Origin of the sequence: Mycobacterium sp. IDR2000157661, assembly GCF_022317005.1 — a bacterium.
Lineage (GTDB): Bacteria > Actinomycetota > Actinomycetes > Mycobacteriales > Mycobacteriaceae > Mycobacterium.
Window position 1 is genome coordinate 3837552 of the sequence record NZ_CP081006.1, and the last position, 13683, is coordinate 3851234.

A 13683-nucleotide genomic window follows, 5' to 3' on the forward strand; every position below is an offset into this window, starting at 1 on the left:
CCCCGGCATCAGCAACGTCGGTCGGCGGCTCAGCTGGTGGAACCGCTGCTGTCGCCGCCGGAGCTGGTGCCGCCGGTGCTGGTGCCACCTGAGCTGGTGCCGCCGCTGTCGCCGCCTGAGCTGGTGCTGCTGCTGATGCCACTCGTCTCACCGCCGGTCGTGCCGCCAGTGTCACCCGCGTCGGGAGCCTGCGTGGTGCCCTGAATCACATCCGAGACCTGATCGGCCCCGGCATACGTTTCACCGCGCAATTCTTGGTTGATGACCGCATCCTGATACGAGATCGCATCTGCGTCGGAGTCGACGGACAGAACGTTGGCCGACACGGCGGCAGCGATCGGCGCGGCGACATTGGCATTGGCCGCGACGGCGCCGGCGATCGGAGCGGTGAGGTCGGTATCGATGTCGACGTTGACATCGACGTTGAGCAGCGGGCCCTCGAGCGTGGCGAGGTTGCCGACCTCGACCGTCCCGCCGTCGTCCGGTGGCGGCGGGGTGGGATCGCCGTCGGCCACGTCGTCCTGGTCGATAGCGCTGTCCTGAGTGGAGATAGCGGTCGCGTTGGCCTCGATGATCTGATCGACCGTGGCGTTCTGGTCGACCATGGCACCGGCGGTGGAGTTCACCGTAAGCACGTTCGCGCCTGCGGCGGCGTCGATCGGTGCCGCCACATTGAGCTGGGCGGCGACGGCCAGATCGATCGGTGATGCCACGTCGAGGAAGACGTCGACGTCGACGTTGAGGTCAAGAATCGACACCACTTCCTTGTCCGGAAGCGGGGTGGCGATCTCCGCCGCGAGTTCTTCTGGGGTCAGCCCCTGACTGCTCATCGTGTTCTCCTGTGTCCGTGGCTCGACGTTGCTGTGACGAGTCAACCTGCTGCAACTGTGGTGCTCACAGAGGTACCCACTCGATGTCAAGATCAACAAAAATACTCAGGATTCTTTAAGGTATGGAGCAAACGCGCAGCTGCAACGGTAGGCGACTAATTAACTCTGCCGTACATATGGCGGCGTTTCCGTGCACGTAGAGTGTGACGCAGTCAGGCGCCGACGCGCCCGCTGAGTTTGCTGGCAGGCGGCGGCGGCGACACATGCACCACCTTCATCGCCGTCATCTCGTCGAGCAGTTCGGGTCCGAAGCCGAAGCCGTTGCCACTGGCGCGGCGCGGTTCGGAGGCCCCACCGGGCGCGCCACCGAACACGTTGTTGATCTTGACGGTGCCCACCGGCAGCGCTCGCCACGCCTGCTGGGCGTGACCCATGTCGCGGGTCAGCACGGTGGCGGCCAAACCGTAGCGGTCGTCGGCGGCTTCGCGGAGCGCGGTTTCGAAGTCGGCGACGGTGCGCACCGGGGCCACCGGGCCGAACGTCTCCTCGCGCAGCACCTGCATGTCGGGTGTGCAGTCGGCGAGCACCGTCGGCGGGTAGAAGGCACCGGGGCCTGGCGCGGGTTCGCCGCCGGCCAGCACACGCGCGCCCTTGGCGATCGCATCCTCGACTTGGCTCTGCACCACCGAACGCTGCCTGCGGTCCACCAGCGGCCCTATCCGGTCCACCCAGTCACGGGCCTGTGTGGCCAGCGCGTCGAGGAAGGCAGCGGCCGCCGACTCCACCACATACACCCGCTCGACCGACACGCAGATCTGTCCGGCGTTGGCGAACGCACCCTGCGCGGCCTGCCCGGCGGCCCATTGCGGGTCCACGTCGGCGTCGACGATCAGCGCGTCGTTGCCGCCGTTCTCCAGCACGGCCTTGGCGCCACGTTCGGCGCAGCCCCGCTCGATGGCGCGGCCCGTCGCGCTGCTTCCCACATGGGCCACGACGTCCACCTCCGGAGCCGAGGCAAGCTGGGCGCCGACCGTTCCATCGCCGTCGAGAATCTCGAGCACGCCGTCGGGGAGATGTGCAGCCAGCAGTTCGGCGAACCGCCTGCCGGTGCCGGGGCAACGTTCACTGGGCTTGTGCACCATCGTGTTTCCGGTGACGAGTGCCGCTCCCAGCAGTCCCGCCGCCACCGCGACCGGATCGTTCCACGGTGTCAGCACGGCGACCACACCGCGCGGTTCGGGAATCATCAGATCCGTTGCGTCCCAACCCCCGTGCAGACTGCGGCCGCGGTGCAGCGGACCCAGTTCGGAGTACTGAACGAGCGTGCCCGCTCCGGCCTCGACACCGCCGAGCGAATCGTTTCGCAGCTTGCCGGTCTCGCGTTCGTTGAGCTCGGCGAGTTCGTTGGCGGCGGCGCGCACGGCCGCGGCGGCCTGGGCCAGAGCCGCGGCGCGGTCGGCTGCCGGAGTGCGGGCCCAGCCCGGGAAGGCCGCGCGAGCCCGCGCGACCGCGTCGGCACACGCCGCCGGGTCGGTGATCGGGATCCGGGTCACCATGTCGCCGGTGCGAGGGTCCGAAACGGTCAAGTCCATGGTTTGAGACACCGGGGTGTGTTACCCGGTTCGACACCGATCAACCGCGGAGGCGATCGACCCCTCAGGCGTAGAGTTCCTCGAACTTGCGGATCGATCGGTCGATGTCGCCCTTGACCGCGCGCGCCGCCGCGGAGCCGATCGGACCGAACAGCGGTGGCCCGCCGAGGTTGAGGGTGAGCGTGAATGAACTGCCCACCTCGCTCGGCGCCACCTTCATCGTGAGCCCGTACTTGGTACCGCCCACCCCGTTGCCGGTGACCTCGATGAGCTCGGGAGGGTCGAACCTCTTGATAGTCCAGGTGACCCGGTTGCGCAGCCCCTTGGCACCCGCAACGCCCACGATCTGCGTGCCGACCGACAACTCGTCGGGCACCTCTCCGCGCCACCCCTCGTGCATGACCAGCCAGTCACCCAGCGAGTTGAGGTCCGAGACGTGCTCCCAGGCCTCCTGCGGGCTCACCGCCAGATCGCGCGCCAACTCGAGTTTCGCCATGGTCGGATGGTAGCCAGCTCAGCTGGGCGCGGGCAGGCGTAACACCAACCTGGCACCGCCCAGTGGGCTGGCCTCAACCGCCGCGGTGCCACCGTGCAGTTCGGCCTGCTGGGCCACCAGCGCCAGGCCCAGCCCAGAGCCCGACCGCGAGGCGGTCGAACCGCGGGAGAAGCGCTCGAAGACCGCGGCGCGCTCGGTCTCCGGGACGCCGGTGCCGTCGTCATCGACGGTGATGGCCACCCCGTCACCCGAACTGTCTGCGGCCAGCCGGATCTCGGTGGCGCCGCCGTGCTTGACCGCATTGGTGATCGCGTTGTCGATGACCAGCCGCAGGCCGGCGGGAAGGCCGACCATGAGCACCGTGGTCGCCGACGCCAGCGACACCGTCAAGCCGGGATAGTTGCGCATCGCGTCGTGGGCTGCGCGGTCCAGCAACTCGGTGATATCGACCGGAACGAAGTCGTCGACGGTGGTGAGTTCGCCCTGGGCCAGGCGTTCGAGCGCGGTCAGCGTCGCCTCGATCCGGCCCTGGGTGCGCATCACGTCGGCGATCACCTCCTGGCGCTGCTCGTCACGCATCTGCAGAGTGGACAGCACCTCGAGGTTGGTGCGCATCGCGGTCAGGGGTGTGCGCAGTTCGTGGGAGGCGACCGCGGCGAAGTCGCGGGCGGACTCCAGGGCGGCCCTGGTGCGCTGCTGTTCGTCACCGATGCGGGCCAGCATGCCCTCGACGGCCTCGGCGATCTCGACCGCTTCCTGAACGCCGCGCACGTGTAGCTCGTCGGGGTTGGACTGCGCGTTGATCGCGCGGGCCTGCTGGGCGAGCAGCCGGAAGGGGTTGATCATGATCGACCACATCACTGAGCCCACGATCACGGTGCCGACGATCACGCCGGCGCAGATGAGCAATACCCGTCGGTGCAGCTCGTCGATGCGGCGCTGCGTCTCGGCCAGTGGTGCGCCGATCGCGATCGTCGCGTCGCCCGCCGAAAACGTCCGCACCCGGTACTCGACCCCATCGATGTTGGTGTTGGAGTAGCCGTTCTCGAACAGGGGCAACACGATGTCGCGTGGCACGGACACGGTGATGCCGTCCACGCGGGCCGTGCGCACCAGACCGCCGTCGGCGACGTCCTGATCCATGCCGCCGTCCGGCGCGGTCCGCAGCAGCATGCTGATGTCGCCGAGGCTGCTGAGCGAATCGAGGCGCCGGTCCAGTTGGCTGTACTGGTCGTTGGTGACACCGAACCACACCCAGGCTCCGAGCGTGATGACCAGTGCGACGACCGACAGCGCGGCCACGATCACGATGACGCGCAGCGACATCACCGGTGTCAGCAACCGGTAGAGGCGTCCGCCGAGAGGTTGTCGCACCATCGCCTCAGGTACGTCTCGGCAGGTGGGCGGCGATGAGCGGGGCGATCTTGGCCGCCATGTACGCGTGGCCGGCATCTGTGGGGTGGACCCCGTCCGCGCCGATCAGTTGGGGCATGCCGACGAACCAGCGCTCGGCGAGCGGATCGACGAATGTCGCGTCCGCGAGACCTGCCTGGTACTCGAGTGTGTCGCGGATGCGCAGCAGCGCCGGCGGCGGGTCAGCGGTCGGCCACGGTGGACCGATGACGACGAACCGCGCCGCCGGAGCGATGCGCCGCGCCAGCGTGAACGTGCCGTAGGCCAGGATCGACAGCTGAGTGGGATCGACGGGCAGATCGTTGCGTGAGCCGAAGAACACGACCAGCCTGTCGTCGGGTTTCACCGTCGCGGCGGTGAGGTCTTCGAACAGGCGGCCTCGGTTGCCGCGAATGCCGTAGCCCGCGCCGCCCTCGGCGCCGATGTCGGCCGCCGTGGCCACACCCTGGCGGGCCAGGATCTGCCATGCCTGGGCGGGCCAACTCTTTTCACCGAGGCCGCCCTCCCCGCCGCCGGTGGTGTAGGAGTCGCCGATCACCGCGACGCGGTTCGCCGAGAAGGTCAGCGCCACAACCTGTTCATGGCCTGCCGGGTCCGGGCGCTGGCAACCCACGACCACCATGAGGGACAGCGCGACGAGCGCCGTAACCACACGCTTCACCGCTACAGCGTATTGCGGGACAACGGAAGCCACACTTCCGACGCGCGCGCTCATCCCGCGCGCGCCGGTACCGCAGGGGTGCGCTCGCCGACGGTGTGCAGCCTGCTCGGAACCGCAGCCGGCCGTGTCTGCGGGGTGTTCAACATGCTGCGCATCCACTTCCGGGCGGGCTCCTCGACGAGGTGGTACAGCAACACCGCGCCGAGCAGCGCAATGCCGAGCAGGGTGGCCAGCGTCAGTTTGCCCGCGGCGTCGGAGGACAACCGCAGCGCGAACTGCTCGACCATCCAGTTCCACGTGGTGTGCACCAGCTCGTGCACCATGTAGAGGCTGAACGAGACGCGGCCGAGGTAGACCAGCGGCCGGGTCCCCAGCAGCCCCGGCAGGCTGCCCGAGCCGATGGCCAGCGTGAGCAACAACGGCACGAACAACACGTCGACGAGGCCCGCGCTGTCGACGATCTTGGGGAGCGGGTTGGCATTCAGCCAGTACAGAACGCCGACGATGGTCACGCCGATGGCCAGCGCGGCAAAGCCCGCGGCGCGCCGGGCCGCGTCGGTGGGCCGCAGCTTGCGCACCGCGGCGCACACCAGCGCCCCGGCGGTGAACTGCATGACGATGCGGGGCAGCCAGCTCCACGGTGTGTAGAACTGGCCCGTGGCGAGCACCAGCAGCAGCGGAGGCAGGCTGGCCACGAACGCCAGCGCGATCAGGCCGCGCGCCCGCGTCGAGCGGGCGATCCGGAAGATCACCAGCACCAGGCCGCCGAACACCAGATAGGCCAGCCATTCGGCGCTGATCGACCAGGCCGGCCCGTCCCAGCTGGAACCGTCGAAGAACGGCACGAACCACAGCTGGATCATCAGCGCCTGCTTGATGTAGTTCATCGCGGTCAGCGTGTGCGCGGCCTCCGACGGCACGTGCCCGACGTGCAGCGTGAAGATCATCCACAGTGCCGCCAGGTGCATCGTCACCAGGTAGACGGGCCACACCCGGGCAAGTCGCAGCCACAGGAACCGCACGGTGGCCCGCCAGGACCACGACTCCCCCATGCGGTCCAGGTAGTTCCAGGTCAGCACGAAACCGCTGAGCATGAAGAACAGGTCCACGCCCTGAGCGCCGCAGTCCAGCAACGGCGCCAGCGCCGACCGGAACCCGGGGACCGTCTGCTCCAGCAGCGGACGGAAATGAAACAGCACCACCCACACCGCCGCGACGATGCGCAGGCCGGACAGTGCCCTTATCTCTGCCGTGCGCACAACACTCTCTTCGCCAAGATCTCGTCGGTTCGGGTCGGGTCGCGCCAGGGATCCGCTTGCGGTGGTTCACCACGTCGTCGCGCACCGGCAGCGTCCGAACAGTACCAGCGCCGGCTCGGAGGAAGCGCGCTCCGGGCACCCCGGCCGATTTCCACTGTGATCGCCAAAGGCGTTGTTCATCAGGCGGTTTGGACCGCCCAGCCACCGTGGTCGCCGACTTGTCCCGGCACCGCGACACGCCGGAAGTCAAGTCTTGACTGATTCCAGAAAAGGGAGCATATTGGCAGCGTGCCATCGACACCCGACTACGCGGAGCAACTGCGCGCCGTCGATCTGCGCGTGACGCGTCCGCGACTCGCCGTGCTCGAGGCCGTCTACTCCCATCCCCACGCCGACACCGAAACCCTCTTCAGCGCCGTGCGTGTCGCTCTTCCCGACGTGTCCCGGCAGGCCGTCTACGACGTACTCGCCGCACTGACCGGTGTGGGTCTGCTCCGGCGGATCCAGCCCTCGGGATCGGTCGCCCGCTACGAGTCGCGGGTGGGCGACAACCACCATCACGTGGTGTGCCGCTCGTGCGGTGTCATCGCCGACGTCGACTGCGCGCTCGGCGAGACGCCGTGTCTGACGCCGTCGGATCCGGACGGGTCGCTGGACGGTTTCGTGCTCGACGAGGCCGAGGTCATCTACTGGGGGCTGTGCCCCGACTGCTCGACTGCACAAGTGTCCCGATCACAGCCGTGATCGCAGCTGTTAACACCCACCGGAAGGAATGTTGTGTCCTCTGATACATCCGATGCCAAGCCGCCCTACCCCGAGGAATCGACGCACAGCAGCGGAAGTGAGAGCGAGAACCCGGCGATCCGGACGCCGGAGCCCAAGGGGCGCCGCCCGCTGACCAATCAGGACTGGTGGCCCGACCAGATCAACGTGTCGGTGCTGCAGACCCACAAGAACAGGGGCAACCCGCTCGGCGAGGACTTCGACTACGCCGCGGAGTTCGCCAAGCTCGACGTCGAGGCCCTCAAGGCCGACTTGATGAACGTGATCACCACCTCCCAGGACTGGTGGCCCGCCGACTACGGCAGCTATGCCGGCCTGTTCATCCGGATGAGCTGGCATGCCGCGGGTACCTATCGCACCTACGACGGCCGCGGCGGGGCAGGCCAGGGCATGCAGCGGTTTGCCCCGATCAACAGCTGGCCGGACAACGCCAACCTCGACAAGGCCCGGCGGCTGCTGTGGCCGGTGAAGAAGAAGTACGGCAACAAGATCTCCTGGTCGGACCTGCTGGTCTTCGCGGGCAATGTCGCACTTGAGTCGTCGGGGTTCCAGACGTTCGGCTTCGCCTTCGGCCGTCCCGACTACTGGGAGCCTGAAGAGGTGATCTTCGGCGAGGAAGAGGAGTGGCTGGGGACCGACAAGCGCTACGCGGGGTCCAACGGCGCCCGGGAACTCGAGGAGCGCTACGGGGCGACCACGATGGGCCTCATCTACGTCAACCCCGAGGGTCCCGAGGGTGAACCGGATCCGCTGAAGGCGGCCGAGGACATCCGCGTGACGTTCGGACGGATGGCGATGAACGACGAGGAGACCGCTGCTCTGATCGTCGGTGGGCACACCCTGGGCAAGACGCACGGCGCCGGCGACGGCGACCTCGTCGGACCCGAGCCGGAGGGCGCCCCGATCGAGCAGCAGGGTCTTGGCTGGAAGTGCGCGTTCGCCTCCGGCAAGGCCAACGACACCATCACCAGCGGTCTGGAGGTGGTGTGGACCGCGACGCCGACGAAGTGGAGCAACGGCTACCTGCAGAACCTCTACGGCTACGAGTGGGAGCTCACCAAGAGCCCCGGCGGCGCGTGGCAGTACGAGGCCAAGGACGCCGAGGCGATCATCCCCGACCCGTTCGGTGGTCCGCCGCGCAAGCCCACGATGCTGGTCACCGACGTGTCGATGCGGGTCGATCCGATCTACGGCGAGATCACCCGCCGCTGGCTCGACCACCCCGAGGAGATGAACGAGGCCTTCGCCAAGGCGTGGTACAAGCTGCTGCACCGCGACATGGGTCCGGTCAGCCGCTTCCTCGGCCCGTGGGTGGCCGAGCCGCAGCTGTGGCAGGACCCGGTGCCCGAGGTCGACCATCCGCTGGTCGACGAGTCCGACATCGAGCAGCTCAAGAACACCGTGTTGAACTCAGGACTGTCGGTCCCGCAGTTGGTGAAGACGGCCTGGTCGGCGGCGGCGAGCTTCCGCGGCACCGACAAGCGCGGTGGTGCCAACGGTGGCCGCCTGCGTCTGCAGCCGCAGCGCAACTGGGAGGTCAACGAGCCGGCCGAGCTGGACAAGGTGCTGCCCGCGCTGGAGAAGATCCAGCAGGACTTCAACGCCTCCGCCTCCGGCGGCAAGAAGATCTCGCTGGCGGACCTGATCGTGTTGGCGGGGTCGGCGGCCGTGGAGAAGGCCGCCAAGGACGCCGGCTACGAGATCGACGTCCACTTCGCTCCGGGCCGCACCGACGCCACCCAGGAGAACACCGACGCGGAGGCCCTCGCGGTGCTCGAGCCGCGGGCCGACGGGTTCCGCAACTACATCCGCCCGGGCGAGAAGGCACAGCTCGAGGAGTTGCTGCTGGACAAGGCCTACATGCTCAACGTGACCGCGCCGGAGCTGACGGTCTTGATCGGCGGCATGCGGGCATTGAACGCCAACCATGGCGGCAGCAAGCACGGCGTGTTCACCGACCGGCCCGGCGTGCTGACCAACGACTTCTTCGTCAACCTGCTCGACATGGGCACCGAATGGAAGTCGTCGGCGTCGGCGGAGAACGTTTACGAAGGTGTGGACCGCGCCACGGGCCAGACGAAGTGGACCGCCACTCCCAACGACCTGGTGTTCGGCTCGCACTCGGTGTTGCGCGCGGTGGCCGAGGTCTACGCCCAGGACGACAACCAGGACAAGTTCGTCGAGGACTTCGTCGCCGCCTGGGTGAAGGTGATGAACAACGATCGCTTCGACCTGTCCTGATCAACAGATCGACAGTGCGGCGCCCCGCGAGCTCAGCCGGCTCGCGGGGCGACGTGCGTTCGGGGCCACGTTCGTGTGTGGCATATTTGTGGCATGAAGCGCATACGGTTGAGTACCACCGTCGACGCGGGTCTGCTCGGCAGTGCGCGCAGTGTGCGCTCCGGGGTGACCGATGCGGCCCTCATCGACGAGGCTCTCGCTGCGCTGCTGGCTCGCCACAGATCCGCCGAAGTGGATGCCAGCTACCGGGCCTACGACGAGCACCCCGCGGAGGAGCCGGACGAATGGGGCGATCTGGCCTCCTGGCGGCGGGCGGCTGGGGCGTCGTGAGTCAGCTTCCCGCCCGCGGTGAGGTCTGGTGGTGCGAATTGCCCGAAGTCGGCCGTCGCCCGGTCGTTGTCATGTCTCGCGACGCAGCCATTCCGCGGTTACGACGGGTGCTGGTAGCACCCTGCACGACCACGATTAGGGCACTGGCCAGCGAGGTCGTTCTCGAACCGGAGACCGACCCGGTACCCCGGCGTTCGGCTGTCAATCTCGACTCTCTCGAAAGCGTCTCGGTCGCCGTCCTGGTCAGCCGCCTCGGCCGCCTCGCCGACGGCCGCATGCACGCCATCTGTGCCGCGCTCGAGGTAGCCGTGGACTGTTCGCACCTATGACGGAAGCCGGCGGACGGGCGCCGTTCCTGCTGCTGTCGATCCGCGGCGAGGACGAAGCGGCCGACGACGAGTACCGGGCGATGAGACGCTTCGCCGGTCTCGACGGCACTGGTATGCGTCGCGTCCGGTTGACCCACGAATCGCTGGGACGCCTTGACCTCGCCGACTGGTCCGGGGTCATCCTGGGCGGTGGACCGTACAACGTCAGCGACTCCCCCGAAGCGAAGTCGGCCACCCAGCGCCGGGTCGAGGAGGAGTTGTTCGCTCTCATCGAGTGCCTTGTGAAAGAGGACTTTCCCTTCCTGGGCTGCTGCTACGGCGTCGGCACGCTGGGCACGGTCATCGGTGCGACCGTCGACCGGACCTATCCGGAACCAGTCGGCGGGATGTCGATCACGGTCACCCCGGAGGGCCGCGAAGACTCGTTGTTCGCCGACATCCCGGTCGAGTTCGACGCATATGGCGGTCACAAGGAGGCGGCCAGCCTGCTGCCGACCCACGCGGTGCGGTTGGCGTCGTCGCGGGACTGCCCCGTGCAGGCGTTCCGTGTCGGTGCCAACGTCTACGCCACGCAGTTCCACCCCGAGCTCGATTTCGACGGCATCATCACCCGCATCAACGTCTACAAGAACCACGGATACTTTCCGCCGGAGTCGGCGGAGTCGCTGAAAGCCGCTGCGCGGCAATGGGATGTGCGCTATCCACCGGTCATTCTCAAGAGGTTCATCGACAGGTACGCGCGCCGAAGGTGATTGGAAGCGAGGGTGGCCGGGCACCCCGTTGCTGTGCACACCACCGAGTACTCCCCCGGCCGCGCCGCCGACGTCTACGGCGAGCCGAATCAGAACACCGTGCTGATGTGGCACGGCGCGCAGACCGACTCGCGATCGGCGATGCGACCGTTGGCCGAACGTGTGCACCGACACGGGATGGCGGTGGTACTGGCCGACTGGGATTCCCACGCCGACGACGGCGGCCGGGCCGACCTGCTGGCGTCGGCCCACTACGCCGGCAAGCACGCCGACGGTCACCCATTGGTGGTGGTCGGCTGGTCGATGGGTGGTCTTGCCGCGGCCGGCCTGACGATCGCCGCACGGGCGCTTGGAGTGGCGGTCTCGGGTGCGGTCTGCCTCGCCGGTGCCTTCATGGTCCGCGACCCGGTCTCGGGTGCGCCGCTGCCGACTGACTTGCCCGCCGGGGAGCGGCCGCCGTTCCTGCTGCTGCACGGGGCCTCCGACGACGTCATCCCCGCCGCGGTCACCCGGGAATTCGCCGAAACCCTGCGCGACAACGACTGGCCGGTCGACTGCGTCGAACTGGCGGCCGACCACGCCTCGATCGCCGGAGCCACCTACGACCGCGACGGCGACCGCTACTTCGCCGCCTCGGATGCCGAGACGCTGGCCGTCGCCGACGAGGTCGCCGCGCGCATCGCCGCCGTCCGCCTCACCTGAGCGCCACATCGGCTTGACCTCAACAAAAGTTGAGGTAGCACACTCGTGCGCATGGTTACCTCTACGACACGAAAAGCGAATCAGCTGAACCAGATCCGTGAGGATCTCTGGCAGACCCGGTTGGACACGCCGTTTCCCGGCTTGACGACGCACTCGTATCTGTGGCGCGGACCGAAGGGCAACGTGCTCTTCTACAGTCCGGCCACCGATGCGGACTTCGACGCCATCCAGGCGCTCGGCGGCGTTCGCGCCCAGTATCTGTCGCATCTCGACGAGGCCGGGCCGAACCTGGCGCGCATCGCCGAGCGGTTCGGATCGCGGCTTCATGCGCCTGCCGCCGAGCTCGCTGACATCACCAGGCACGCCCCGGTCGACGTGCCGATCGAGGACGTCCGCCGTGTCGACGACACCGGCGTGGAGGTACTGCCCACTCCCGGCCATTCACCGGGCAGCACGAGCTATCTCGTCACCGGCACCGACGGCGCAAGGTATCTGTTCACCGGGGACACGTTGTACCGCACCGGCGACGGCGCGTGGGCCGCGGGCCTGCTGCCGCCTCGCGGCGACGCCGCCGCCCTGCGTGACAGCGTCACGCTGCTGGCATCCGTGCAACCGGACGTCGTGCTCTCCAGCGCATTCGGCGGTCACTCGGGATTGGAGATCGTCGACGCGCGGCGGTGGGCGGACATCGTCGGAGAGGCGTTGGCCAGCCTGCCTTCCTAAGCCTGCGGCCGCTGGTCGTCGGGATCGTCGGGGTCCGGGTTGCCGAACCACCGTCGCGGAGTGTGAGTCGAGTAGGTGTCGTGCCAGCTCCACCATTCGTACGGGGGGCTCTGCGGATAGCCTTCCGGTGAGTCCTCCCAGTCCTCCTGCCGGCCGAGTGCGGTCATGTCGAGCAGATGCCAGGTGCCGACGAACATCTCGTCGCCGCGACCGTTGATGAAGTAGGTCCGGTAGACGCGGCCGTCGTCGTCGCGGATGAACGCGTTGGTGCCGTGCCAGTTGGCGACACCGAAGTCCTTGTCGAAGGCCGCGCCCTCGGTGGGCAGGATGGTGAACCACGGGTGCCGCCAGTTCATCTTCGCCTTCATTCGCGCCAGGTCCGATTGTGTTGCGCGCGAGACGTAGACGAAGGTGGTGTCGCGGGCATTGAGGTGCGCCAGATGTGGTACGTGGTCGGCCATCAACGAGCATCCCGTGCAACCGTGCTCGGGCCAGTCACCGGTGCCGGGCTCGATGAACGCGCGGTAGACGATGAGCTGCCTGCGGCCTTCGAACAGGTCGAGCAGGGAGACCTTGCCGTCCGGACCGTCGAAGGCGTAGTCCTTTTCGACGGCGAGCCACGGCATGCGGCGACGCTGCGCGGCCAGCGCGTCGCGCGCGCGCATCACCTGCTTCTCCGTGACGAGCATCTCCTGCAGCGCAGCCTCCCACTGCTGTGCCGAGACGACCGGTGGTGTCGTCATCAGGCGGCCTCCAGTCCGCTCTTGAGGTTGGCCAGCTTCCACGGCCAGCCGCCGGAGATGAGCCCCCGGACAGTGCTTTCCGCCGGAAAGTCATCGTGAGTGACGGTGAGCTTGACCATCCCGTTGTCGACGGGCTCGATCTCGAAGGTGACCTTGGACCTGCGCTCGGCGGCCGCCTTCTCGACGGTGTCGGCATCGATGCCCAGCTCGGTCAGTTCGGGCACGAACGTGTGAAAGGTGAAGGCCAGCCGACGGTACGGATCGGCTTCCAGGATCACCTGTTCGGGGTGTGCGATCTTCAGATCACCGTCCGCCCAGACGTACTGGGAACCCTTCTCCCAGTCCGAGACGATCGCATGTCCCATGTACCGCTCCGAGAAAACGGGGTCGGTGATCGCCTGCCAGAGCCGTTCGGGTGTGGTCCGGATGTAGGTGGTGTAGACGAAGTCGGGGCTGCCGCTCATGGGTGGGTTCTCCAATGCTGTCTTGAGGTCCGCGAGTGTCTGCGCCCGCGCACGGTCGTACTGGTTGATCCAGCGGTCGGCGATGGCGTTGATCGGCTCGGCATTGAGGTAGTGCAGCTTCTCCCGTCCCCGCCACACCGTGGTGATGAGGTTGGCCGCTTCCAGCACGGCCAGATGCTTGCTGACCGATTGCCGCGCCATCGACAGTTCTGCGCACAGGTCCCGCAGGGTCTGACCGTTGCGCGCGTTGAGGCTGTCGAGCAGCAGGCGCCGGCTGGGATCGGCGAGTGCCTTGAAAACCTCGTCCATCTTCTCTTTCGCCGTCGTCATGCAGCCGGATGGCTGCATGAAGGAAACAATAGGCA

14 protein-coding genes and 1 pseudogene are annotated in these 13683 nt (G+C 67.7%); 7 read left to right on the top strand and 8 right to left on the bottom strand.

What is annotated here, in order from left to right:
* Positions 1 to 29: 29 nt before the first annotated feature.
* The 6 genes from K3G64_RS19700 to K3G64_RS19725 all read right to left on the bottom strand — a co-directional run bounded on the left by K3G64_RS19700 (position 30) and on the right by K3G64_RS19725 (position 6251).
* The gene (locus K3G64_RS19700; RefSeq protein ID WP_238886686.1) at positions 30 to 830 is read right to left on the bottom strand and encodes a peptidoglycan-binding protein; all 801 of its coding nucleotides are present in this window, start codon (positions 828 to 830) and stop codon (positions 30 to 32) included.
* 212 nt (positions 831 to 1042) lie between these two features.
* Positions 1043 to 2422, bottom strand: coding sequence for an aldehyde dehydrogenase family protein (locus tag K3G64_RS19705; RefSeq protein ID WP_238886694.1), 1380 nt, complete (start codon positions 2420 to 2422; stop codon positions 1043 to 1045).
* Between the two features lie 64 nt (positions 2423 to 2486).
* Positions 2487 to 2918, bottom strand: coding sequence for a type II toxin-antitoxin system Rv0910 family toxin (locus K3G64_RS19710; protein ID WP_238886696.1), 432 nt, complete (start codon positions 2916 to 2918; stop codon positions 2487 to 2489).
* 18 nt (positions 2919 to 2936) lie between these two features.
* The gene (locus K3G64_RS19715) at positions 2937 to 4295 is read right to left on the bottom strand and encodes a sensor histidine kinase (RefSeq protein ID WP_238886702.1); all 1359 of its coding nucleotides are present in this window, start codon (positions 4293 to 4295) and stop codon (positions 2937 to 2939) included.
* Positions 4296 to 4299: 4 nt separating this feature from the next.
* A complete protein-coding gene (locus K3G64_RS19720) occupies positions 4300 to 4992 on the bottom strand; it encodes an Rv0518 family GDSL lipase (RefSeq protein ID WP_238886703.1) in 693 nt (230 codons plus the stop codon).
* Positions 4993 to 5042: 50 nt separating this feature from the next.
* Positions 5043 to 6251 (bottom strand): acyltransferase family protein, encoded by a 1209-nt coding sequence (locus K3G64_RS19725; protein ID WP_238886704.1) that lies wholly within the window; start codon positions 6249 to 6251, stop codon positions 5043 to 5045.
* 288 nt (positions 6252 to 6539) lie between these two features.
* On the opposite strand from K3G64_RS19725, the gene K3G64_RS19730 reads away from it, so the two are divergent.
* The 7 genes and pseudogenes from K3G64_RS19730 (at position 6540) to K3G64_RS19760 (ending at position 12111) form a co-directional block, all read left to right on the top strand.
* Positions 6540 to 6995: a Fur family transcriptional regulator gene (locus K3G64_RS19730; protein ID WP_238886705.1), complete on the top strand. Its 456-nt coding sequence runs from the start codon at positions 6540 to 6542 to the stop codon at positions 6993 to 6995.
* Positions 6996 to 7028: 33 nt separating this feature from the next.
* Entirely contained in the window at positions 7029 to 9275 is a 2247-nt protein-coding gene (gene katG / locus K3G64_RS19735) for a catalase/peroxidase HPI (RefSeq protein ID WP_238886706.1), read from the top strand.
* Positions 9276 to 9350: 75 nt separating this feature from the next.
* A pseudogene (locus K3G64_RS19740) lies at positions 9351 to 9605 on the top strand (type II toxin-antitoxin system antitoxin MazE5); the annotation flags it as partial.
* Positions 9602 to 9934: a type II toxin-antitoxin system PemK/MazF family toxin gene (locus K3G64_RS19745; protein ID WP_238886707.1), complete on the top strand. Its 333-nt coding sequence runs from the start codon at positions 9602 to 9604 to the stop codon at positions 9932 to 9934. The pseudogene K3G64_RS19740 and the gene K3G64_RS19745, both read left to right, overlap by 4 nt.
* Positions 9931 to 10686, top strand: a complete 756-nt coding sequence (locus K3G64_RS19750) for a glutamine amidotransferase (protein WP_238886708.1) — start codon at positions 9931 to 9933, stop codon at positions 10684 to 10686. The genes K3G64_RS19745 and K3G64_RS19750 overlap by 4 nt, the downstream gene beginning before the upstream one ends.
* A 12-nt stretch (positions 10687 to 10698) precedes the next feature.
* Positions 10699 to 11388, top strand: coding sequence for an alpha/beta hydrolase family protein (locus K3G64_RS19755; RefSeq protein ID WP_370647001.1), 690 nt, complete (start codon positions 10699 to 10701; stop codon positions 11386 to 11388).
* Positions 11389 to 11439: 51 nt separating this feature from the next.
* Entirely contained in the window at positions 11440 to 12111 is a 672-nt protein-coding gene (locus K3G64_RS19760; RefSeq protein WP_238886710.1) for an MBL fold metallo-hydrolase, read from the top strand.
* On the opposite strand, the gene K3G64_RS19765 is transcribed toward K3G64_RS19760, so the two are convergent.
* Together K3G64_RS19765 and K3G64_RS19770 are read right to left on the bottom strand one after the other, a co-directional pair.
* Positions 12108 to 12854 (bottom strand): DUF899 domain-containing protein, encoded by a 747-nt coding sequence (locus K3G64_RS19765; RefSeq protein WP_238886712.1) that lies wholly within the window; start codon positions 12852 to 12854, stop codon positions 12108 to 12110. The two genes, K3G64_RS19760 and K3G64_RS19765, sit on opposite strands and share 4 nt — an antisense overlap.
* Positions 12854 to 13627 carry an ArsR/SmtB family transcription factor gene (locus tag K3G64_RS19770; RefSeq protein WP_238950840.1) on the bottom strand — a complete coding sequence of 258 codons (774 nt, stop codon included), beginning with the start codon at positions 13625 to 13627 and terminating at the stop codon, positions 12854 to 12856. Before K3G64_RS19770 ends, K3G64_RS19765 begins: the two co-directional genes overlap by 1 nt.
* Between the last annotated feature and the right edge of the window lie 56 nt (positions 13628 to 13683).

What these genes read in the sequence shown, in the direction of transcription:
- K3G64_RS19765 (WP_238886712.1), bottom strand. Translation starts at nt 12,854, where the DNA reads ATGACGACACCACCGGTCGTCTCGGCACAGCAGTGGGAGGCTGCGCTG.
- K3G64_RS19760 (WP_238886710.1), top strand. Translation starts at nt 11,440, where the DNA reads ATGGTTACCTCTACGACACGAAAAGCGAATCAGCTGAACCAGATCCGT.
- K3G64_RS19705 (WP_238886694.1), bottom strand. Translation starts at nt 2,422, where the DNA reads ATGGACTTGACCGTTTCGGACCCTCGCACCGGCGACATGGTGACCCGG.
- K3G64_RS19750 (WP_238886708.1), top strand. Translation starts at nt 9,931, where the DNA reads ATGACGGAAGCCGGCGGACGGGCGCCGTTCCTGCTGCTGTCGATCCGC.
- K3G64_RS19770 (WP_238950840.1), bottom strand. Translation starts at nt 13,627, where the DNA reads ATGGACGAGGTTTTCAAGGCACTCGCCGATCCCAGCCGGCGCCTGCTG.
- K3G64_RS19710 (WP_238886696.1), bottom strand. Translation starts at nt 2,918, where the DNA reads ATGGCGAAACTCGAGTTGGCGCGCGATCTGGCGGTGAGCCCGCAGGAG.
- K3G64_RS19715 (WP_238886702.1), bottom strand. Translation starts at nt 4,295, where the DNA reads ATGGTGCGACAACCTCTCGGCGGACGCCTCTACCGGTTGCTGACACCG.
- K3G64_RS19700 (WP_238886686.1), bottom strand. Translation starts at nt 830, where the DNA reads ATGAGCAGTCAGGGGCTGACCCCAGAAGAACTCGCGGCGGAGATCGCC.